The sequence below is a fragment of the Solibacillus isronensis genome (genome assembly GCF_900168685.1).
Lineage (GTDB): Bacteria > Bacillota > Bacilli > Bacillales_A > Planococcaceae > Solibacillus > Solibacillus isronensis_A.
This window is the reverse complement of the sequence record NZ_FVZN01000008.1, coordinates 22,831-42,709: the sequence shown is the minus strand read 5'-3', so window position 1 is coordinate 42,709 and position 19,879 is coordinate 22,831. Positions and strand designations below refer to the sequence as shown.

The following is a 19,879-nucleotide window of genomic DNA, read 5'->3' as shown; positions in this document are numbered from 1 at the left end:
GCCGATAATAGTGAAGTGATGATGGCAAAGAGGTCACACCCGTTCCCATACCGAACACGGAAGTTAAGCTCTTTAGCGCCGATGGTAGTTGGGGGCTTCCCCCTGTGAGAGTAGGACGTCGCTTCGCACATGTAAAACCCACTGAGAAATCAGTGGGTTTTTTGTTATAAAATACTTATTTTCCCACCTCAAGAAGAAAACTACAAATAATATAATATTCCGAATTATTTTATTTTTTAAAGAATCTTGACAGTGATGTCCCTCGGAGGTAACCTTACAATAATATTCTTTTATAAATAGGAGGCATTCTTAACAATGTGGGAAACAAAATTTGCTAAAGAAGGTTTAACATTTGATGATGTACTATTAGTACCAGGACACTCTGAGGTGTTACCGAAAGATGTTAATTTGTCTGTAAATCTAACTGACAGCATTAAGTTAAACATTCCGTTGATCTCTGCAGGTATGGATACTGTAACCGAATCGAAAATGGCAATTGCAATGGCTCGACAAGGTGGAATTGGTATTATTCATAAAAATATGAGTATTGATGAACAAGCAGAAGAAGTCGAGAAAGTAAAACGTTCTGAAAACGGCGTTATTACAAATCCTTTCTTCCTAACACCAGAACATCAAGTTTTCGATGCAGAGCATTTAATGGGCAAGTACCGCATTTCAGGTGTCCCTATTGTAAATAACATGGAAGATCAGAAGTTAGTTGGTATTATTACAAACCGTGATTTACGCTTCATTTCAGATTACTCATTAAAAATTGATGATGTAATGACAAAAGAGGATTTAATCATTGCTCCTGTAGGGACAACTTTAGAAGATGCTGAAAAAATCCTTCAGCAATATAAAATTGAAAAGTTACCGATTGTTGATGAAGCAGGAAAACTAACTGGCTTAATCACAATCAAAGATATCGAAAAAGTAATTGAGTTCCCAAATGCTGCAAAAGACAGCCACGGCCGTTTAGTAGTAGGAGCAGCGGTTGGTGTTTCTAAAGATACAATGATGCGTATTGCGAAGCTAGTGGAAGCGCAAGTGGACATCGTTGTAATTGATACAGCACATGGTCATTCTCAAGGCGTTTTAAATACAATTAAAGACATTCGTGCAGCTTACCCGAACTTGGATATTATTGCAGGGAATGTTGCAACAGCTGAAGGAACACGTGCATTATTCGAAGCTGGTGCCGATGTTGTAAAAGTAGGAATCGGTCCTGGTTCTATTTGTACAACTCGTGTTGTAGCTGGTGTTGGTGTACCACAAATTACAGCTGTTTACGATGCAGCATCAGTTGCCCGTGAATTAGGCAAAACAATTATCGCTGATGGCGGTATCAAGTATTCAGGAGATATCGTAAAAGCTTTAGCTGCAGGTGGACATACTGTAATGCTAGGTTCATTATTAGCAGGAACATCTGAATCTCCTGGTGAAACAGAAATTTTCCAAGGACGTCGCTTTAAAGTGTACCGTGGAATGGGTTCACTAGGTGCAATGGAAAAAGGCTCTAAAGACCGCTACTTCCAAGAAGATGCGAAAAAGCTAGTACCAGAAGGAATTGAAGGACGTTTACCATACAAAGGTCCTTTAGCAGATACAATTCACCAATTAGTTGGTGGTGTACGTGCCGGAATGGGTTACTGCGGTGCACCGGATTTAGAACATTTACGTGAAAAATCACAGTTCATTAAAATGTCGGGTGCAGGCTTACGTGAATCACATCCACATGATGTACAAATCACGAAAGAATCACCAAACTACTCTTTACAATAATTACTAGGAAACTTTCAAACGTTACTATCGTCAAATTGAAGATAGTAACGTTTTTTTATTAACAGAAGGTCACATACAACTACTTATGTATGATAAAATGACGTTAGACAAGAAAAAAAATTTGGAGGTAGCTTTGTGAAGAAGGTAAGAAAGCAAACGGTATTAAGCATTGTCTTAATCCCGATTTTAATACTTAGCATGCTGGCGATGACACCTGCTAAGACAAACGCAGCGACGGATTTAGGGTTAACGGTAGATGCAGCAATTTTAATTGACGCAGACACAGGAAAAATTTTGTATGAGCAAAACGCAGAGACAGCTTTAGGTATTGCAAGTATGACGAAAATGATGACAGAATATCTATTACTTGATGCAATCGAAGAAGGCTCAATTTCATGGGATCAACAATATAATGTATCAGAGTATACATATAAGGTTTCCCAAAACCGTTTATTGAGTAATGTACCGTTACGTGCTGATGGTACGTATACGATTAGAGAGTTGTATGAAGCAATGGCAATCTATTCTGCAAATGCTGCCACAATTGCAATTGCTGAAACAATTGCAGGTACAGAAAAAGAATTCCTGAAATTGATGGATAAAAAAGCAGAAGAACTTGGCTTGGAAAATTACAAGTTTGTAAACGTAACAGGTTTAAATAATGCTGATTTGCAAGGCATGCATCCAGAAGGTACTGGAGAAAAGGATGAAAACGTTATGCCTGCTCGTTCTGTAGCAAAATTAGCGTACAACTTATTAAAAGATCATCCTGACATGTTAGAAACAGCAAAAATACCTAAGAAAGTATTCCGTGAAGGAACTTCGGATGCAATTAGTATGTCCAACTGGAACTTCATGCTACCAGGCCTTGTATATGAATATGAAGGCGTAGACGGTTTAAAAACAGGTACAACTGATTTTGCTGGTCATACGTTTACAGGTACAGCTAAACGCGGTGATACACGTTTAATAGCTGTTGTTATGAAGGCAGTGGATTCAAATGGTGTAGGCTCTTATAAAGCGCGTTTTGATGCGACAGCGAAACTATTCGATTATGGATTTGGTCAATTTTCAAAAGTAGAACTTCTTCCAGGTAACTATGTATTTAAAGAGCAAAAAACAATTCCTGTTACTAAAGGGAAAGAGGACTCTGTCAAAATCGGTGTGAAAGAGCCGGTTTCTGTAATGGTTAAGACAAGCGAAAAAGACTCATACGTTCCGACATTGACATTGGACAAGAAAGAAATTGAAGCAGGAATCGAGAAAGACCAAGTAGTAGGACAGGCAGTACTTGCTCCTACAGAAGGTGTAGATTTCGGCTATATTGATGGCAATCCTATTGTAGCAGATGTTGTAACGACAGAATCGGTAGAACGTGCAGGGAAAATATCATTAATGTTCCAAGGTATCGGAAGCTTTTTCGGTAATTTATGGAATGGTGTGTTTGGATTTGCAAGTAATTTAATTAAATAATGAAGGGGTCATTCTATAAGTAAACACTTGTAGAATGGCTTTTTTTTCGTCTAAAGGAATTTTTTCGAATGGGACAATTTGTCGATAAACCATGCAAAACATACATTGATACATGGAGGGATTAATCATGTGTGGAATATCAGGTTGGATCGATTACTCGACTCACTTAGTAAATGAAGAATCAATGATAAAGAAAATGACGAGGACGCTTTTACACCGAGGTCCGGATAGTGAAGGATACTTTATAAGCAAACATGCTTTATTAGGCCATAAACGGCTTGCAATTATTGATTTAGTGACAGGTAATCAGCCGATGACTCGCGGGGAATTGACAATTGTATATAATGGGGAAGTTTACAATGCAAACGAGCTTCGTGAACAGCTTAAAAATTTGGGCCATTCCTTTTATACAACATCCGATACAGAAGTTATTTTAATGGCCTATGTTGAATGGAAAGAGCGCTGTATGGAGTACTTAAATGGAATATTTGCTTTTGCTGTATGGAATGAACAGGAGCAATCATTATTTTTATGTCGGGACCGGCTAGGGGTAAAGCCGCTGTTTTACTATGAGCTTCCGGATGGGCTATTGTTCAGTTCTGAAATAAAAGGGATACTGGCACATCCTGCTGTGAAGGCAGAAGTTGATGCGGAAGGGCTTGCTGCATTATTCAGTCTTGGCCCATCCCGTATTGTAGGGCATGCCATATTTAAAGGGATTAAGGAAGTTAAGCCCGCATACGCCATGATAGTGGGGAGCGGTTTCAGGAAAAGCTGGCAGTACTGGGACATTGAAAGTAAACAACATGAGCATTCAGAGGCAGAAACGATTGAAAATGTCCGTGAACTCGTAACAAATGCGATTATTCGTCAACTAATAAGCGATGTGCCGCTAAGTACAATGCTATCAGGCGGACTCGATTCAAGTATCATAACGGCAGTTGCTGCCCAACAACTCGCAAAAGAACAGAAAACATTGGCGACGTATTCCGTAGCATTTGAAGAAAATGACTTTCACTTCACAAAAAACTCGTTTCAAACGTCACAGGATGAATACTGGATCGGAAAAATGCAACAGGCGTTTCAGACAAAGCACCGACAAGTGACGCTGACTCAACAGGAATTAGTAGATGGTTTAGAACAGGCAATGCGTTTAAAAGACATGCCGAGTATGGCGGATATTGATAGCTCATTTTATTTATTCTGTAAAGAAATGAAAAAAGAACATACTGTGGCGCTATCAGGTGAATGTGCTGACGAAGTCTTTGGTGGTTATCCATGGTTTTATGAAGGAAAAAAAGAAACGCTTTTCCCGTGGCTTCGTTCTACAAAGGAACGTGAACAGTTATTTAAATCAGATTGGCAAAAACGCCTGCAGTTACCGCAGTTTATGCAAAGTACTTATGAAGAGGCAGTAAAGGGGATGCCGTCATTTATAGGGACAAAAGAAGAGCAGGAACGCCAGCAGCTGTTTTATTTAAATAACCAGTTCTTTATGCAGACGTTATTGGAAAGAAATGACCGGATGACGATGGGTGCAAGTATGGAAGTCCGTGTACCGTTTGCCGATCATACAATAATTGAATATGTCTGGAATATTCCTTGGGAAATGAAAAACAGCGGCGGAATGGAAAAGGGAATTTTACGAAAGGCATTTCAGGATATTTTACCGAAGGAAGTTGTGGAACGTAAGAAAAACCCTTATCCGAAAACGTATCATCCTAAATATACAGAACTCGTTCACAATCGGTTGGAGCAAATTTTACGGGAGAAGCACTCGGTTCTTCATGAATTGTTTGAGAAGGAGCAGTTAGAACGACTGCTTGCTACAAACGGTCAATCGTTTCAAATACCTTGGTTTGGTCAGTTAATGGCGGGACCACAACTCATCGCGTATTTTATACAATTACATGATTGGGTCGAACAATATCGCATCAATATTATTTCAACATAAAGAGGCGTTCCTATACGGAACGTCTCTTTAAAATTCCCTTTATATTAACTTTTTGAAATCCCCCAAATTGCCATTAGCTGATGGATATTCGGTTCAATATCTTGAAGTTGCAAATTACCAAACCCTAATAGAAATGTTCTTTTTGAGTAATGCTGCTCAGTTAAATAATAATTAGATAACGGTAAAATATGAATCCCATGCTTGCGCGCGAGCTGTTGTAGTTCCCGTTCAGATTTCTCATGACGGAATGCAACAAGAATGTTTGTACCGGCAGCATCTCCGGATATTGTTATTTGAGAGTAATGATTTGATAGCACTTCAATACATTTATCGTGTTTTTTACGGTAAATTTTACGCATCCGATTTAAATGTTTAGCAAAGTGTCCATCCTTCATAAAATTCGCTAAAATATGCTGTTCAAACCGAGGAACAGTAGAAGAGTAATAATTAAAGTGCTCCTGATAGCGTTGAACGAGTGTTGGCGGCAGGACGAAAAAAGCAACACGCAATGATGGCATCAATGATTTAGTAAAGGTGCTTAAATAAATGACCCGGTCATTTACATCAAGGCCTCTAAGTGCCGGAATTGGTTTTCCAATATAGCGAAATTCACTGTCATAATCATCTTCAATTATAAAACGATCCGGTGTTTTAGCTGCCCAATTTAATAATTGTGTCCGTCGATTAGCTGAAAGAACCGCACCAGTCGGGAATTGATGAGAAGGTGTTATGTAAACGACATTTGCATTGGATTTCTGTAATTGCTCCACCACAATTCCATCTGTATCAACAGAAATAGGAATTGCGAGCTGGTCTAACTGATGACGGGGAATAGGTGAATAACCCGGATTTTCAAAAGCTAGCTTTGAATCAGCATCTAAAATTTTTAAAATCATAGGCAGTAATTGCTCAGTACCGGAGCCAATGACGATTTGCTCTGGCTGGCATTCGATTCCGCGTGATTGATGTAAATAGTTCGCAATTTCAATACGCAATGCAAGCTCACCTTGGCGTTCCCCTGTCTGAAGTAAATGTTTGAATGGCTTATCAAGCACGTCTTTGGCGTATTTTCTCCAAATTGTAAAAGGAAAAGCTTCTTCATCAATTTTTGCAGAAGAGAAATCAATTTTATATTCCGTCGTTTCCGCTGTTTTTTTAATTTCATTGTTCGATATATCACTTTGGCGGTAAGGTAATGAATCGATCTCTTCAACAAAATAACCGACACGCGGTTTTGACATAATATAGCCTTCCGCCAGCAGTTGCGAATACGCAAGCTCGACGGTTGTTTGACTTATATTGAAAAATTCGGCAAGTTCTCTTTTGGAAGGTAGACGTACACCAACAGCCAGCTGGTTGTTAGTAATTGCATTTTTTATGCCGATATAAAGTTGTTCATATAGCGGAATTGTATGGTCCTTATGAAGTTGAAAGAAAAGCATCGTCATTTCCTCCTTATGTAACCTTAATGAAATTTCAATTTTATCTAATATTAATAGCGTCAGAAAAGTATAGCATGATGTAGAAAATTAGTGAATGTTTTCATCGGAACTTGCAAATGTATATGGTTTTATAGTACAGTATGGTTAAATTTATAAATGAATTCGATGATAGGAAGTAGTAGCAAGCACGTTTTTTTTAGAGAGTCAGCGGTCGGTGGAAGCTGATAAAAACACTTGTGAATCCGTCCTTGAGATGCTTTTTCCGAAATAACAGTAGGTGGAAGCCGGCTTACCAAAGTCGTTAATTGTTAAGAGGAATAGATTTTTCTATTCAATTAGGGTGGCAACGCGGGTAGCTCTCGTCCCTTTCATAGGGATTGAGGGCTTTTTTGTATTTACTCCGCTAATACATTAACGCGTTAAAGTGCTCAGGATCATCATTTCATAAATTTGAGGAGGAAAAATAAATTATGTTAGATATTAAACGCGTCCGTGATAATTTTGAAGAAGTAAAACGTATGCTTCTTACACGTAATGAGGATTTAGGAAATCTGGATAACTTTGAAAACTTAGATACAAAACGTCGTGAGTTAATCGCAAAAACAGAAGTATTGAAAGCAGAGCGCAATAAAGTGTCTGAACAAATTTCTGTAATGAAGCGCAACAAAGAAGATGCAACAGAAGTGATTGCACGTATGCGTGAAGTAGGCGATGAAATTAAAGCATTGGATGCTGAGTTAAACGCAATTGAAGATGAATTTAAAAATATGATGATGCGTTTGCCGAATATCCCGCATGAATCAGTACCTGTTGGCACAGAAGAAGATGACAACGTGGAAGAATACACTTGGGGCGATGTGCCGGCATTTGATTTTGAAACGAAGGCACACTGGGATATTGCAAAAGATTTAGATATCGTGGACTTTGAGCGCGGAGCTAAAGTTACGGGAAGCCGTTTCTTATTCTATAAAGGTTTAGGTGCACGTTTAGAGCGTGCTTTACTGAACTTCATGATGGATCTTCATTCAGATCAGCATGGCTATACAGAAATGCTGCCACCGCAAATCGTTAACCGCGATTCACTGACAGGTACAGGCCAATTACCGAAGTTTGAAGAAGATGTATTTAAATTAGTTCGTGAAGAAGATGAAATGGATTATTACTTGATTCCAACTGCGGAAGTTCCGGTAACAAACTACTACCGTGATGAAATTTTATCAGCAGATATGCTTCCTCAAGCTTTCTCTGCATTCAGCGCTAATTTCCGTTCAGAAGCAGGATCTGCTGGTCGTGATACACGTGGACTGATCCGTCAGCACCAGTTCAATAAAGTAGAATTAGTGCGCTTCGTTAAACCGGAAGAATCTTATGAGCAACTTGAAATTTTAACTGGTCATGCTGAAAAGGTATTACAGCTTTTAGGTTTACCATACCGTAAATTAAAAATGTGTACAGCAGATTTAGGATTCACAGCTGCGAAGAAGTACGATTTAGAAGTATGGATTCCTGCTCAAAACATGTACCGCGAAATTTCTTCATGTTCAAACTTCGAAGATTTCCAAGCGCGTCGTGCCAATATCCGTTTCCGTCGTGAAGCAGGTGCAAAACCGGAATTCGTTCACACGTTAAACGGTTCAGGTCTAGCAATTGGTCGTACAGTGGCAGCAATTCTGGAAAATTACCAACAAGAAGATGGTTCTGTTGTTATTCCGGAAGTGTTACGTCCATATATGGGTGGCCTAGAAGTCATTACTGTAAAATAATTAAATATAAATTAAAAAGTGTGTTGAATCAATAATTCCAACACACTTTTTTTCTTTTCTGCGCAAAAAACATTTCAGAAAATTTAGTAATTTGTTTTACAAAACGAGAATATTTTGTTATATTCGAGAAAATAGGATATTGGATACAATATTTTAAGATTAATAGAATTTATTGAATAAAGTTTTTAAGAACATCATATTTTGCACGTGTAATATGTTGTTCGAGCAATTGGCATGTAAGCTCAATATTATTGTTAGCCAAAGCTTCCACCATTAAATCGTGTTCATTAATGGAAGTGGCAATCTGGTTAGGTAAAAGATGTGGTGTTTGCTGAGGGAAACCGGTCCACAAATTTTCAATAATGCTATTTAATTTCCCCCAAGGACAATCTTTTATTAACAGATGATGAAATTGAATATTAAGTTGGACATATTCATCTGTATCATCCGTTTTCTTCATTTTCTCGTTTAGCTCACGCAATTGTATTACTAGTTGTGGTGACATTAATTTCAAACTTTCAGCAGCCGCCATCGGTTCAAATTTTGCTCGTAAAAAATAAATCTCTTCCAGTTCGTGTATTGTAAATTGTTTAACGACAGCCCCTTTATGCGGCTCAACTGTAACATAGCCTTCAGCAGCCAATTGTTTTATAGCTTCTCGGATTGGCATTCTGCTAACGTTTAATGTCTTCGCCAATTCATCCTGTACTAGGCGTTCACCTGGCTGCAGCTGACCTTTTATAATCGCTTCGCGCAGGATCCGGTAAATTTTCGAGGGCAATGTTTCGGCAGTTAAATCATGATCAAATTTCATAAAAACACCTCATTATGTGTTGTATTTTGGATCCAATATACAATATACAGAAAGACTATGCAAATTTTAAAGGGGGAAGTTGTCATGGAACAACAAATTCAAATTGGATGGCATGGACGGTTTTATGAAGACTTTGAAGTAGGCGATAAAATTGCACATGCGTTAGGCAGGACAGTTTCACAGACTGATAATAGCTGGTTTACTCAACTGACGCAAAATACAAATCCAATTCATTTTGATCATCATTATGCAAAGCAGACAGAGTTCCAAAAGCCGATTGTGAATTCCGCATTTACAATTGCTCTCGTAACTGGGCAATCTGTTTCAGATATTTCACAGAATGTAATGGCCAATCTTGGGTGGGATGAAGTACGGCTCCCGCACCCGGTTTTCGAAGGGGATACCATTTACTCCTATACAGAAATTTTATCGAAAAGAGAAAGTGCTAAACGAAATAATGTAGGAATTATCGAAGTGAAAACGACCGGCTACAATCAGAACGGGCAAATTGTCATTCACTTTAAGCGCACGATGATGATTTATAAAAAGGACTTTGCACCAAACATTATGAAGCCTTTGATCGACCAAGTAATCTCACAGAAAGGGAAGTGAACGAATGGAATATATTCAAGTTTCATATGAATATGAAGAGAAAATTGCGATTGTTACATTAAACCGACCGGAAATGCGACATGCATTTAACACGGAAATGGCAAAGCAGCTGTTAACTGTATTTCAGTCTTTCAATGAGCAGCCGGTACGCGTCGTTATTTTAACTTCCTCTACTGAAGATGCCTTTTGTTCAGGCGCGGATTTAAAAGAGCGTAAAGGAATGAGTGAGACCGAATGGACGGAACAGCATCATTTATTTGAACAAATGTTCCAGGCAGTAGCCAATTGCAGGCAACCTACCATAGCTGCGATCAATGGCTATACGCTTGCAGGAGGGTTTGAACTTGCTTTGAATACGGACTTAATCGTTGCCGGTAAAAATGCAAAAGTAGGGCTGACCGAGGTCACTCGAGGTATTATGCCGGGCGGAGGAGGAGCACGGTTACTGCCAAAACGTGTACCGCTCCATATTGCAAAGGAATGGCTGTTTACAGGGCGGATTGTTTCTGCAGAAGAAGCTCAGAACGCAGGGTTATTTAATCGAGTTGTCGAATCAGAAGAAGTAATGAGTACCACAATTGAGTTAGCCAAAAAGATTGCAGGCAATGCACCTTTAGGAGTTCAGGGCGTAAAAAAAGTAGCAGAAATCAGTTCATTGGAAGCATCTGAAGCATTCCGGATTGAAATAGAAACGTACAACGAGGTTATCGCTTCTGAGGATCGAATGGAAGGTATTTTAGCCTTCAACGAAAAAAGAAAACCTAATTTTATCGGACGGTAGGAGGATCTCATATGATGTTAACAGAGAATCTGGCATTTTTAGAAGAACTTCGTGAAGGTGTAAGAGCAGTTTGCAAACGTTTTGATGGTGATTATTGGCGGAAGCTTGATGAGATTGACGGATACCCGACCGAATTTGTGGAGGCTATTACTCAGGCAGGCTTTTTAGGGGCTTTAATTCCTGAACAGTATGGTGGTTCCGGTTTAGGAATACTGGAAGCATCCGTCATTTTAGAGGAGATTAACCGTTCAGGCGGGAACGCGGGTGCATGTCATGCACAAATGTATACGATGGGAACGATTTTACGGCATGGTTCTCCGGCACAAAAGGAAAAATATTTGCCGAAGATTGCGGATGGATCGCTTCGTTTACAAGCATTTGGGGTGACCGAACCTAATACTGGTACGGATACGACAAACTTAAAAACGTTTGCGAAACGTGAAGGCGACCATTATATCGTGAATGGTCAAAAGGTATTCATTTCCCGTGCAGAACATTCGGATTTAATGATTTTACTCGTGCGTACAACACCGAAGGACCAATGTGTTAAAAAGAGTGACGGCCTGTCCGTGCTAATTGTTGATTTGAATGAAGCAGTTGGAAATGGATTAGAAATACGACCAATTAAAACAATGATGAACCATGCGACAACGGAATTGTTTATCGACAATTTAAAGGTGCCTGTAGAAAATTTGATCGGTGAGGAAGGAATAGGATTCCGCTATATTTTAGACGGAATGAATGCCGAGCGGATTTTAATTGCTGCGGAATGTATCGGTGATGGCCGCTGGTTTATTGAACGGGCAACGAATTATGCAAAAGAACGTGTTGTTTTTGATCGTCCAATCGGTCAAAACCAAGGAATACAATTTCCGATTGCCCAGGCGCATATTCATATTGAAGCGGCAGACTTAATGCGCATAAAAGCTGCGGAACTTTATGATTGTCAGCAAGCATGCGGGGCAGAGGCCAATATGGCGAAGTTACTTGCAGCAGATGCATCATGGGAGGCAGCCAATGTAGCGATGCAAACATATGGTGGCTTTGGCTTTGCGGCAGAATATGATATTGAACGGAAATTTAAAGAGACACGTCTTTATCAAGTAGCTCCAATTTCAACGAACTTGATTTTATCATACGTCGGAGAACATATATTAAAACTTCCAAAATCTTATTGAGGTGAAAATCATGCACTTTCCAAAGCAAGTTGAAATTATTGAAGTAGGTCCACGCGACGGTTTACAAAATGAATCGCGCTTTGTACCAACAGAGGAAAAGAAACAGTTAATCAAGCAACTATATGAAGCGGGTTTTCAGCGTATTGAAACGGCTTCATTTGTCCATCCGAAAATTGTCCCGCAAATGGCTGATGCTCAGGAAATTACAGCATTTTGCAATGAATTGGGGATTGATTATATCGCTTTAACCCCAAATATGAAGGCGCTGGAACGTGCAATTGAAGCAGGTGTACCGCAGATTGCGGTATTCGTCGGGGCAAGCGAGACATTCAACCAAAAAAATATTAAGCGTTCCATTGAGGAATCTTTAGCGGAATGCAGCGAAATGTTCCGGCATGCAAAAGCTCAGCAAAAATTTATTCGCGGCTATGTGTCGATGTGTTTTAGTTGTCCGTATGAAGGGACCATTTCCTATGAGCAAGTAAAGCGGGTCGTAGCGCAATTTGTAAATGACGGAGCTGACGAGATTTCAATTGGTGATACGAATGGACAGGCAAATCCGCGCATCGTGTATGAACGGTTCAGCGCATTGAAAAGAGATTTCCCGGATACGACATTTGTGGCTCATTTCCATGATACAAACGGTTTTGCCTATGCAAATATAATGGCCGCATTAAATGCGGCAATTGAAAAGTTTGATAGTTCGATTGCTGGACTTGGCGGTTGTCCGTTTTCACCTGGAGCTACAGGTAATGTAGCAACAGAAAAAGTGGTGGAGTTGTTTGAAGCGATGGAAGTTAAAACAAATATCCTTCAGGAAAAATTAAAGGATGTGGCAAATTTCGCTTACAGCTTAGTTTAAGGAGGGCTGAAATTGAAACCATTGCAAGGGATACGTGTTCTTGATATGACAACAAATATTTCAGGACCGACATTAACAATGATTTTAGCCGATTTAGGAGCAGAAGTGATCAAAGTAGAAAAGCTGAGCGGTGACGAGGCCAGAAAGATGGAGCCAAAACTTCAGGAAGACGGCGTGTATTTTTTGAATATTAACAGGCAAAAAAAATCGGTCACCCTCAACATGAAAGAGGATTCAGACTGCGAAAAGTTAATGGAACTTATAAAAACAGCAGATGTCTTCGTGGAAAATTACCGGTTAGGTGTAGCACAAAAACTAGGGATTGATTATGAAGCGGTAAAGAAAATTAATCCCAAACTAATCTATTGTTCGCTCTCTGCATATGGCCAAAACGGTCCAAAGAAATCGTATCCGGGCTATGATGCCATTATGCAAGCGGAAACAGGCATTATGAGTATTACAGGAAGTACCGATTTAGCAAGGGTTCCAGTGTCTTTAATTGATCAGGGAAGCGCTATGTGGGGGGCAATTGGTGTTGTATCTGCCATTTTACAGCGCCACAAAACAGATGTGGGCAGCCTTGTTTCGACCTCTTTGTATGAGACAGGGGTATTTTGGGCGAACTATCATTTGCTTTCGACTAAGCTAACAGGTGAAAATCCCGAAAAACTCGGTTCCAATCATGGGGCATTTGCACCTTATGGGGCATTTCAAACTGCAGATGGTGCCATCATGATTGGCATATCGAACAATAAATTATTCGAAAAGCTTTGCGAAGTATTGCAAAAACGTGAATGGATTGAAGATGCCAGCTACCGTACAAATGAAGAACGTGTTAAAAACCGTTTGCAGCTTAGTAAGGAAATTGAACAAATTACAAAGGCAGAAAAAAGTGAGGCACTCATTCAAGCACTGGAAGCTGGAGGGGTACCAGTAGCCCAAGTGAAAACAATGAAAGATGTACTTGTAGATCCGCAGCAAATAGAAAATAAACTAATTGTGCGTCTGCCACATATACGCGATAAGGAAATGTACGCAACAAGAATTCCGCTAACGATTTCAAACTGTGATTTAACACCTACCGCCCCTGCACCATTGTTGGGAGAGCATAATGAAGAACTGTTAGGGAGGGATTATGTTCATGACATTAAGTGAGCAGTTGGCACAATATATTGTGGATGTGCGTTTTGACGATATACCGCAGGATGTTGTGCAGTTTACAAAGCTATGTATCGTCGACTATTATTCGTCTTTACTAAAAGGTCAGGAAGCTGAACCGGTTCGTATGATGGAACAAGTAGCACAGGTACTTGGCGGAGAAAAGCAGGCAACAGCAGTAACAGGATTGAAAACGAGCATAACAAATGCGGCGTTCATTAATGGTGGTGCAAGTCATGTCATAGAGCTCGATGATATTCATAAAGCATCCATTGTGCATGCGGCAACTGTTATTATGCCGGCAGCCATCGCAATAGCTGAATGGAAAAATTTATCCGGTAAACAATTGATTGAGGCTATTATTGTTGGTTATGAAGTGGCATTTCGCGTTGGAGAAACGGTGACGCCTTCCCATTATTACTACTTTCATAATACGGCAACTTGCGGTACATTCGGCGCGGCAGCAGCAGTGGCAAAGTTATTAGGATTATCCAAAGAACAAATTGTCCAAGCATTTGGTTCTGCCGGTACCCAAGCTGCGGGATTGTGGGAATTTATCGAGGATGGTGCCATGAGCAAGCAATTGCATCCTGGTAAAGCAGCGATGAATGGTATTTTAAGTGCCATGTTAGCACAGCAAGGTTTTACTGGAGCAAGCGCCATTTTGGAAGGACGCAGAGGTTTTTTTGAAGCGATGAGTGAGCAGTACGATGTAACACGTATGACCGAAAAATTAGGTCAGCAATATAAAATTACCGAAAATGCCTTCAAAGTCCATGCGTCTTGCCGTCATACACATGCCGCTATGGACTTGGCGGTTGAACTGCATAAAAAAGTAGAGAAGAATGGCATCGAATTTATAAAGTCAGTCGAAGTGGGAGCATATCAGGTGGCGCTGGATATTACCGATGCAAAAAATCCACAAACAATTTATGCTGCGAAATTCAGTATGCAGTTTTGCGTTGCTTTGGCATTATTGACCGGAGAAGGCGGATTTGATGCCTTTAATGCAGATACATTGCAGGATCCGGGTATTCGAAAGCTGATGGAAAAGCTGGTCGTGTCTGTAGATGAAGAGATTAACAGTCAATACCCGCAAGAATGGGGTGCAAAAATCCAAATTCATTGGCAGGATGGTTCAAGTGACGTTGTGCAAAGCAGATTTCCTAAAGGAGATCCGGAAAATGCATTAACCGAGCAAGACTTTATTAATAAGTTCAACAGTTTAGTGCCTTTAGAAGAGGCGCATAAAGAAAAAATTATCCATGATTTATTGCATTTAGAAACGATTCAAGTACAACAGTTAATCCGTACATTACATCCCGTACAGCATATTTCGATTGTGTAGCCAGCAATTCAATTTTCAGAAAAATGAAGGGTGAGTGAGCGCATGTGTGAGACGAAGGGAAAAGTTGCCGAAATGACATCCCCGCTGGAACTCGTTTTTAAGGAGTATCCATTGGTGGAGCCGGCACCAGGAGCGGTAATTGTAAAAATCATTCAAACGAATATATGCGGTTCCGAACTGCATATATGGAAAGGGCATCATCCGGTCATTCGCAGCGGTGCTTTAGGGCATGAAATGATCGGCGAAATCCATGCGTTAGGTGAAGGGGTCGAAACGGATTTCGCGGGTACTCCTGTAAAAGTCGGGGATCGAATTGTAAGTGCTTACTTTTTGACTTGCCGAAAATGCTCGCCTTGTCAGCATGGACAATTTAACTTATGTGAAAATGCCTATAAGTATTGGCGTTTACCGACAGAGGAAGCACCGCATTTCCATGGGACATTCGGTACGCATTATTATATTCATTCCGATCAGTATTTTTATAAAGTACCAGATAATATATCAAACAGTGTAGCAGCAAGTGCCAACTGTGCTTTATCCCAAGTGTATTTTGGACTGGAGCAAGGAAATGTTGTCTCTGGTGAAACGATTCTCATTCAAGGTGCTGGCGGACTTGGTTTAAATGCGATTGCTATCGCAAAAGAAAAACAGTTGAAGGTTATCGTCGTAGATGGTGTTGAAAGCCGTTTAGATCAGGCAAAGGCATTTGGAGCAGATGAAGTGATATTAATGTCGGATTTTCCTACTGTTGAACAACGCGTTGCCCAAATTATGCATCTTACGGGAAATCGCGGTGTGGATGTTGCCCTTGAAGTAGCAGGGGTTCCTCAGGCTTTTGCTGAAGGTGTGGAGTATATTCGTGCAGGCGGCCGTTACATTGTAATCGGCAATATTTCACCTGGACAAACGGTCGCATTTGATCCTGGTTATTTAACGCGGAAAGCAATTCAAATTATTCCGGTACTGCGCTATAACCCGTGGTATCTAAAAAAGGCTCTCGACTTCCTGGAGCGCAATATTGACCGTTACCCGTTTGAAACATTACTGGATGCTAGCTTTAGTTTTGAAGAGATTAAAAAAGCGTTGGATGAATCCGCAAAACGTACGGTTACACGTGCCACAATTATTCCGACTTAAAAATATAAACCTTTGAAAGGTGGTGACGGTGGATTTTCGCTTGCAATGCTGTAAGTAGTAGAAGTCTTGTAAAAAAATAAAAACATTATGGGAGGAATTACGATGTGTAATAAAAAAGTATACGTGCTTGATACAGGGACAATGAAAATGGATAAGAACTATATGATTGCCATGCACAATCCAGCAAGCATCAATAATCCGAATCCGCCAGCCGAGTTTGTCGAGTTTCCCGTTTATGCAGTACTGATTGACCACCCAGAAGGAAAAATTTTATTTGATACAGGCTGTAACCCGGAAGGAATGGGAGATGATGGGCGCTGGCCGGAAGGGGTTCAGCAGCTTTTCCCTGCTTTCCAAAGTGAAGAATGTTATTTGATCAACCGTCTTGAACAGTTAAAGGTTCGTCCGGAAGACATCAAATATGTCATTGCCTCACACTTGCATTTAGACCATGCAGGCTGCCTGGAATTATTCACAAATGCAGAAATCATTGTTCATGACACGGAATTGTCGAATGTAATGAAAACATTTGCGATGACGCGAAATATGGGCGCCTATATATGGGGCGATGTCATGGCCTGGATTCAAAAAGAACTGCGCTGGCGTACGATTAAACCACATGAGAAAGAAGTGCCTCTAGTAGAGGGCATTAAAATTTTGAACTTTGGTCCAGGGCATGCTTACGGTATGCTTGGCTTGCACATTGAACTTCCGGGTTACGGAAATGTTTTACTTGCTTCAGATGCACTATACACAGCAGAGAGCTACGGTCCACCAGTTAAACCACCAGGAATTTTGTATGATTCAGTAGGCTATAACTCTACTGTTGAAAGAATTCGAGAGTTTGCTACACGTAATGATTCGGAAATTTGGTTCGGACATGATTCCAATCAATTTAAATCCTTTATCAAATCGACAGAAGGCTATTACGAATAATAAATTGCACCCTAAGTAAGCCTTACTTAGGGTGTCATTGTCATAACGGAGGGAAGAATATGCAAAAAATAGGATCTGTACTCAATGGAGAGCACCGTCTTCAAGAAGAAAAGACTATGGATGTTTTGAATCCTTATAATCAGGAGACTATCGCAACAATTGCTTGTGCATCAATTGAAGATGTACATGAAGCAATCGAAGTCGCTCAGCATACATTTAACACAACGATGCGCAAAATGCCTGCACATGAACGCAGCCGCATCTTACGGAAAGCGTCATTGTTACTTGAAGAGCGGAGCGAGCAGTTTGCGAAAACGATTTCTTTGGAAGCGGGTAAACCGATAAATGAAGCACGAGGTGAAGTAGCACGAGCTATTCAAGTGCTGCTGTTTGCAAGTGAAGAAGCAAAGCGGTTGGCAGGAGATCAAATTCCAATGGACAGTGCAATTGGCGGGGAGCATCAAATTGGTATCGCAAAACGTGTCCCTTTAGGAGTTATTGCTGCCATTACACCATTTAATTTTCCGTTAAACTTAGCTTTGCATAAAATTGCTCCAGCCATTGCGGTTGGAAATACAGTCATTTTGAAACCGGCAGAGAAAACACCGCTGTCTTCCATTTTGCTGTATGAGTTATTGCAGGATGCGGGATTGCCAAAGGGAGTACTAAATATACTTCAAGGCCCTGGCACGGAATTAGTAGAACCATTGGTGAAGCATCCTTACGTTAAAAAGGTAACCTTTACAGGGAGCGGAAAAGTAGGCTGGCATATTCATGAACTTGCCGGGAAAAAGCCGGTAACGCTTGAGCTCGGTTCCAATGCACCGAACATTATTTTTGCGGATGCAAATTTAGAATACGCGGCTTCTACTATTACGATGTCTGGTTTTACATTTGCCGGTCAGGCATGTGTTTCCGCTCAGCGTATATATGTTGAGCAATCTGTTTATGACCAGTTTGCCCAATTGCTGCAGGAAAAAGTGGAAGCGCTAGTAATAGGAGATCCTGCTGAAGAACAAACACAGCTCGGACCTATGATTACAGAAGAAGCGGCAATCCGCGCAGCAAGCTGGATTGAAGAAGCTGTATCGCAAGGGGCAACAATTCGTACGGGTGGAAAGAGAATCGGTACATTGCTCGAGCCAACAATTTTGGAAAATGTCACAAAGTCGATGCAGGTCGTTTGTATGGAAGTGTTTGCCCCGATGGTTGCGCTCATACCGTTTACTGAGGAGGATGAAGTGCTGGCCGCTGCAAATGATTCGGAGTACGGATTACAGGCGGGTGTATTTACTTCGGATATTAATCGTGCACTTAAGTTCGCCGATGAGCTGGAAACTGGAGGCGTATGGATTAATGAATCTTCGGTACGACGCTTTGACCATATGCCATATGGCGGGATAAAAGAGAGCGGTACTGGAAAGGAAGGAATACGTTACGCAATTGAAGGGATGTCAGATTTAAAATTTATTGGTATTAAGCTAATTTAAGGAGGACATCATCATGAAAATTCGTTCTGCCATATTACGCTCATCCGGTGTAACAAAACCTTATGCGGAAAGTAAGCCAATTCATATTGAAGAAATAGAATTGGATGCACCCCAAGAAGGCGAAGTATTGATTCAGATTAAAGCGGCAAGTCTTTGCCATTCGGATCTATCTGTTATTAACGGTAGCCGTCCACGACCTTTACCAATGGCATTAGGTCATGAAGCAGCCGGTATCGTGAAGGAAGTAGGGCCTGGCGTTGTGAACTTTAAGCAAGGAGATAAAGTAATCTGCGTATTTGTGCCAAGTTGCGGGCATTGCGTACCTTGTGCAGAGGGTCGTCCGGCATTATGCGAACCGGGGGCAAAGGCAAATGGCGACGGAACTTTAATTGGAGGCGGAGTTCGTATACATGCAGGAACTGAAAAGATCGGTCATCACGTTGGGGTATCTGCCTTTTCTGAGTATGCAGTCGTATCGCAAAATTCCCTCGTAAAAGTGGAAGAGGATTTGCCGTTTGAAAAACTGGCGCTCTTTGGTTGCGCTGTTATTACAGGCGTAGGGGCTGTCGTAAATACAGCAAAAGTCCAGCTTGGGAAAACAGTAGCAGTCGTCGGTTTAGGTGGAATTGGTTTAAGTGCACTGCTCGGGGCTATCGCAGCAGGTGCCAGAGAAGTAATCGCCATCGATATTAATGAGAAGAAACTGCAGCAGGCAAAGGAATTGGGGGCAACAGCCGTCTTTAATTCAAAAGACGCAGATATAGTCGAACAAGTGAAGGCCTACACAAATGGCGGCGTTGATTATGCCTTTGAAACAGCGGGTGTTGTTCCTGCGATGGAAGTGGCATATGCCATTACAAAACGTGGTGGTACGACAACGACAACAGGCCTGCCACATCCGGAACATCAATTTTCGTTCCCTTATGTAACGTTAACAGCAGAAGAAAAAACGTTAAAAGGTTCTTACATTGGAAGCTGCGTGCCTTTAAGAGATATTCCGCATTATTTGCATATGATGAAATCAGGAAAATTACCGGTTGATCAGCTTTTATCAAATATTATTCCGCTTGATGAAATTAATGAAGGCTTTGATTTATTGGCAACAGGCGATAATTCCCGAATTATTATTAAAATGGATTAATGGAAAAA

The 19,879-nt window shown here is 40.7% G+C and carries 16 protein-coding genes, 1 rRNA gene and 1 other annotated feature; of the genes, 15 read left to right on the top strand and 2 right to left on the bottom strand.

The window, feature by feature from the left end:
- The first annotated feature begins 11 nt into the window (after nucleotides 1-11).
- The 4 genes from rrf (at nucleotide 12) to asnB (ending at nucleotide 5,209) form a co-directional block, all read left to right on the top strand.
- Nucleotides 12-127 (top strand): 5S ribosomal RNA (gene rrf / locus B5473_RS02175).
- 188 nt (nucleotides 128-315) lie between these two features.
- A complete protein-coding gene (gene guaB / locus B5473_RS02170; RefSeq protein WP_079523464.1) occupies nucleotides 316-1,782 on the top strand; it encodes an IMP dehydrogenase in 1,467 nt (488 codons plus the stop codon).
- Nucleotides 1,783-1,917: 135 nt separating this feature from the next.
- Nucleotides 1,918-3,255, top strand: coding sequence for a D-alanyl-D-alanine carboxypeptidase family protein (locus tag B5473_RS02165; protein ID WP_079523463.1), 1,338 nt, complete (start codon nucleotides 1,918-1,920; stop codon nucleotides 3,253-3,255).
- A gap of 127 nt (nucleotides 3,256-3,382) precedes the next feature.
- Nucleotides 3,383-5,209: an asparagine synthase (glutamine-hydrolyzing) gene (gene asnB, locus B5473_RS02160; protein ID WP_079523462.1), complete on the top strand. Its 1,827-nt coding sequence runs from the start codon at nucleotides 3,383-3,385 to the stop codon at nucleotides 5,207-5,209.
- Nucleotides 5,210-5,253: 44 nt separating this feature from the next.
- Here asnB and B5473_RS02155 read toward each other — a convergent pair whose 3' ends face one another.
- The gene (locus B5473_RS02155) at nucleotides 5,254-6,657 is read right to left on the bottom strand and encodes a MocR-like pyridoxine biosynthesis transcription factor PdxR (RefSeq protein ID WP_176142000.1); all 1,404 of its coding nucleotides are present in this window, start codon (nucleotides 6,655-6,657) and stop codon (nucleotides 5,254-5,256) included.
- A 150-nt stretch (nucleotides 6,658-6,807) separates the two neighbouring features.
- Nucleotides 6,808-7,021, top strand: a binding site (T-box leader).
- Nucleotides 7,022-7,121: 100 nt separating this feature from the next.
- On the opposite strand from B5473_RS02155, the gene serS reads away from it, so the two are divergent.
- Nucleotides 7,122-8,414, top strand: a complete 1,293-nt coding sequence (gene serS / locus B5473_RS02150; protein ID WP_079523460.1) for a serine--tRNA ligase — start codon at nucleotides 7,122-7,124, stop codon at nucleotides 8,412-8,414.
- Nucleotides 8,415-8,583: 169 nt separating this feature from the next.
- On the opposite strand, the gene B5473_RS02145 is transcribed toward serS, so the two are convergent.
- Nucleotides 8,584-9,228, bottom strand: coding sequence for a GntR family transcriptional regulator (locus B5473_RS02145; protein WP_079523459.1), 645 nt, complete (start codon nucleotides 9,226-9,228; stop codon nucleotides 8,584-8,586).
- A gap of 84 nt (nucleotides 9,229-9,312) precedes the next feature.
- On the opposite strand from B5473_RS02145, the gene B5473_RS02140 reads away from it, so the two are divergent.
- From B5473_RS02140 to B5473_RS02095, 10 genes are all read left to right on the top strand, one after another.
- Nucleotides 9,313-9,840 carry a MaoC family dehydratase gene (locus tag B5473_RS02140; protein ID WP_176141999.1) on the top strand — a complete coding sequence of 176 codons (528 nt, stop codon included), beginning with the start codon at nucleotides 9,313-9,315 and terminating at the stop codon, nucleotides 9,838-9,840.
- A 4-nt stretch (nucleotides 9,841-9,844) separates the two neighbouring features.
- Nucleotides 9,845-10,621 carry an enoyl-CoA hydratase/isomerase family protein gene (locus tag B5473_RS02135; protein ID WP_079523457.1) on the top strand — a complete coding sequence of 259 codons (777 nt, stop codon included), beginning with the start codon at nucleotides 9,845-9,847 and terminating at the stop codon, nucleotides 10,619-10,621.
- 11 nt (nucleotides 10,622-10,632) lie between these two features.
- Nucleotides 10,633-11,799, top strand: a complete 1,167-nt coding sequence (locus B5473_RS02130; RefSeq protein ID WP_079523456.1) for an acyl-CoA dehydrogenase family protein — start codon at nucleotides 10,633-10,635, stop codon at nucleotides 11,797-11,799.
- 10 nt (nucleotides 11,800-11,809) lie between these two features.
- Complete coding sequence (locus tag B5473_RS02125; RefSeq protein WP_079523455.1) at nucleotides 11,810-12,661, top strand: hydroxymethylglutaryl-CoA lyase; 852 nt, start codon at nucleotides 11,810-11,812, stop codon at nucleotides 12,659-12,661.
- 12 nt (nucleotides 12,662-12,673) lie between these two features.
- Nucleotides 12,674-13,816: a CaiB/BaiF CoA transferase family protein gene (locus tag B5473_RS02120; RefSeq protein WP_079523454.1), complete on the top strand. Its 1,143-nt coding sequence runs from the start codon at nucleotides 12,674-12,676 to the stop codon at nucleotides 13,814-13,816.
- A complete protein-coding gene (locus B5473_RS02115; protein ID WP_079523453.1) occupies nucleotides 13,803-15,167 on the top strand; it encodes an MmgE/PrpD family protein in 1,365 nt (454 codons plus the stop codon). The genes B5473_RS02120 and B5473_RS02115 overlap by 14 nt, the downstream gene beginning before the upstream one ends.
- 42 nt (nucleotides 15,168-15,209) lie before the next feature.
- Nucleotides 15,210-16,304 (top strand): zinc-binding dehydrogenase, encoded by a 1,095-nt coding sequence (locus B5473_RS02110; RefSeq protein WP_079523452.1) that lies wholly within the window; start codon nucleotides 15,210-15,212, stop codon nucleotides 16,302-16,304.
- 102 nt (nucleotides 16,305-16,406) lie between these two features.
- A complete protein-coding gene (gene ahlS / locus B5473_RS02105) occupies nucleotides 16,407-17,240 on the top strand; it encodes an AhlS family quorum-quenching N-acyl homoserine lactonase (RefSeq protein WP_079523451.1) in 834 nt (277 codons plus the stop codon).
- 59 nt (nucleotides 17,241-17,299) lie between these two features.
- Nucleotides 17,300-18,730, top strand: coding sequence for an aldehyde dehydrogenase family protein (locus B5473_RS02100; protein WP_079523450.1), 1,431 nt, complete (start codon nucleotides 17,300-17,302; stop codon nucleotides 18,728-18,730).
- Nucleotides 18,731-18,743: 13 nt separating this feature from the next.
- Nucleotides 18,744-19,871, top strand: a complete 1,128-nt coding sequence (locus B5473_RS02095) for a zinc-dependent alcohol dehydrogenase family protein (protein WP_079523449.1) — start codon at nucleotides 18,744-18,746, stop codon at nucleotides 19,869-19,871.
- Nucleotides 19,872-19,879 lie beyond the last annotated feature (8 nt).

Bases quoted from the DNA above. Each gene is read 5' to 3' on its own strand.
- guaB (WP_079523464.1), top strand. From the start codon at position 316: ATGTGGGAAACAAAATTTGCTAAAGAAGGTTTAACATTTGATGATGTA.
- asnB (WP_079523462.1), top strand. From the start codon at position 3,383: ATGTGTGGAATATCAGGTTGGATCGATTACTCGACTCACTTAGTAAAT.
- B5473_RS02155 (WP_176142000.1), bottom strand. From the start codon at position 6,657: ATGACGATGCTTTTCTTTCAACTTCATAAGGACCATACAATTCCGCTA.
- serS (WP_079523460.1), top strand. From the start codon at position 7,122: ATGTTAGATATTAAACGCGTCCGTGATAATTTTGAAGAAGTAAAACGT.
- B5473_RS02145 (WP_079523459.1), bottom strand. From the start codon at position 9,228: ATGAAATTTGATCATGATTTAACTGCCGAAACATTGCCCTCGAAAATT.
- B5473_RS02140 (WP_176141999.1), top strand. From the start codon at position 9,313: ATGGAACAACAAATTCAAATTGGATGGCATGGACGGTTTTATGAAGAC.
- B5473_RS02135 (WP_079523457.1), top strand. From the start codon at position 9,845: ATGGAATATATTCAAGTTTCATATGAATATGAAGAGAAAATTGCGATT.
- B5473_RS02130 (WP_079523456.1), top strand. From the start codon at position 10,633: ATGATGTTAACAGAGAATCTGGCATTTTTAGAAGAACTTCGTGAAGGT.
- B5473_RS02125 (WP_079523455.1), top strand. From the start codon at position 11,810: ATGCACTTTCCAAAGCAAGTTGAAATTATTGAAGTAGGTCCACGCGAC.
- B5473_RS02115 (WP_079523453.1), top strand. From the start codon at position 13,803: ATGACATTAAGTGAGCAGTTGGCACAATATATTGTGGATGTGCGTTTT.
- B5473_RS02110 (WP_079523452.1), top strand. From the start codon at position 15,210: ATGTGTGAGACGAAGGGAAAAGTTGCCGAAATGACATCCCCGCTGGAA.
- ahlS (WP_079523451.1), top strand. From the start codon at position 16,407: ATGTGTAATAAAAAAGTATACGTGCTTGATACAGGGACAATGAAAATG.
- B5473_RS02100 (WP_079523450.1), top strand. From the start codon at position 17,300: ATGCAAAAAATAGGATCTGTACTCAATGGAGAGCACCGTCTTCAAGAA.
- B5473_RS02095 (WP_079523449.1), top strand. From the start codon at position 18,744: ATGAAAATTCGTTCTGCCATATTACGCTCATCCGGTGTAACAAAACCT.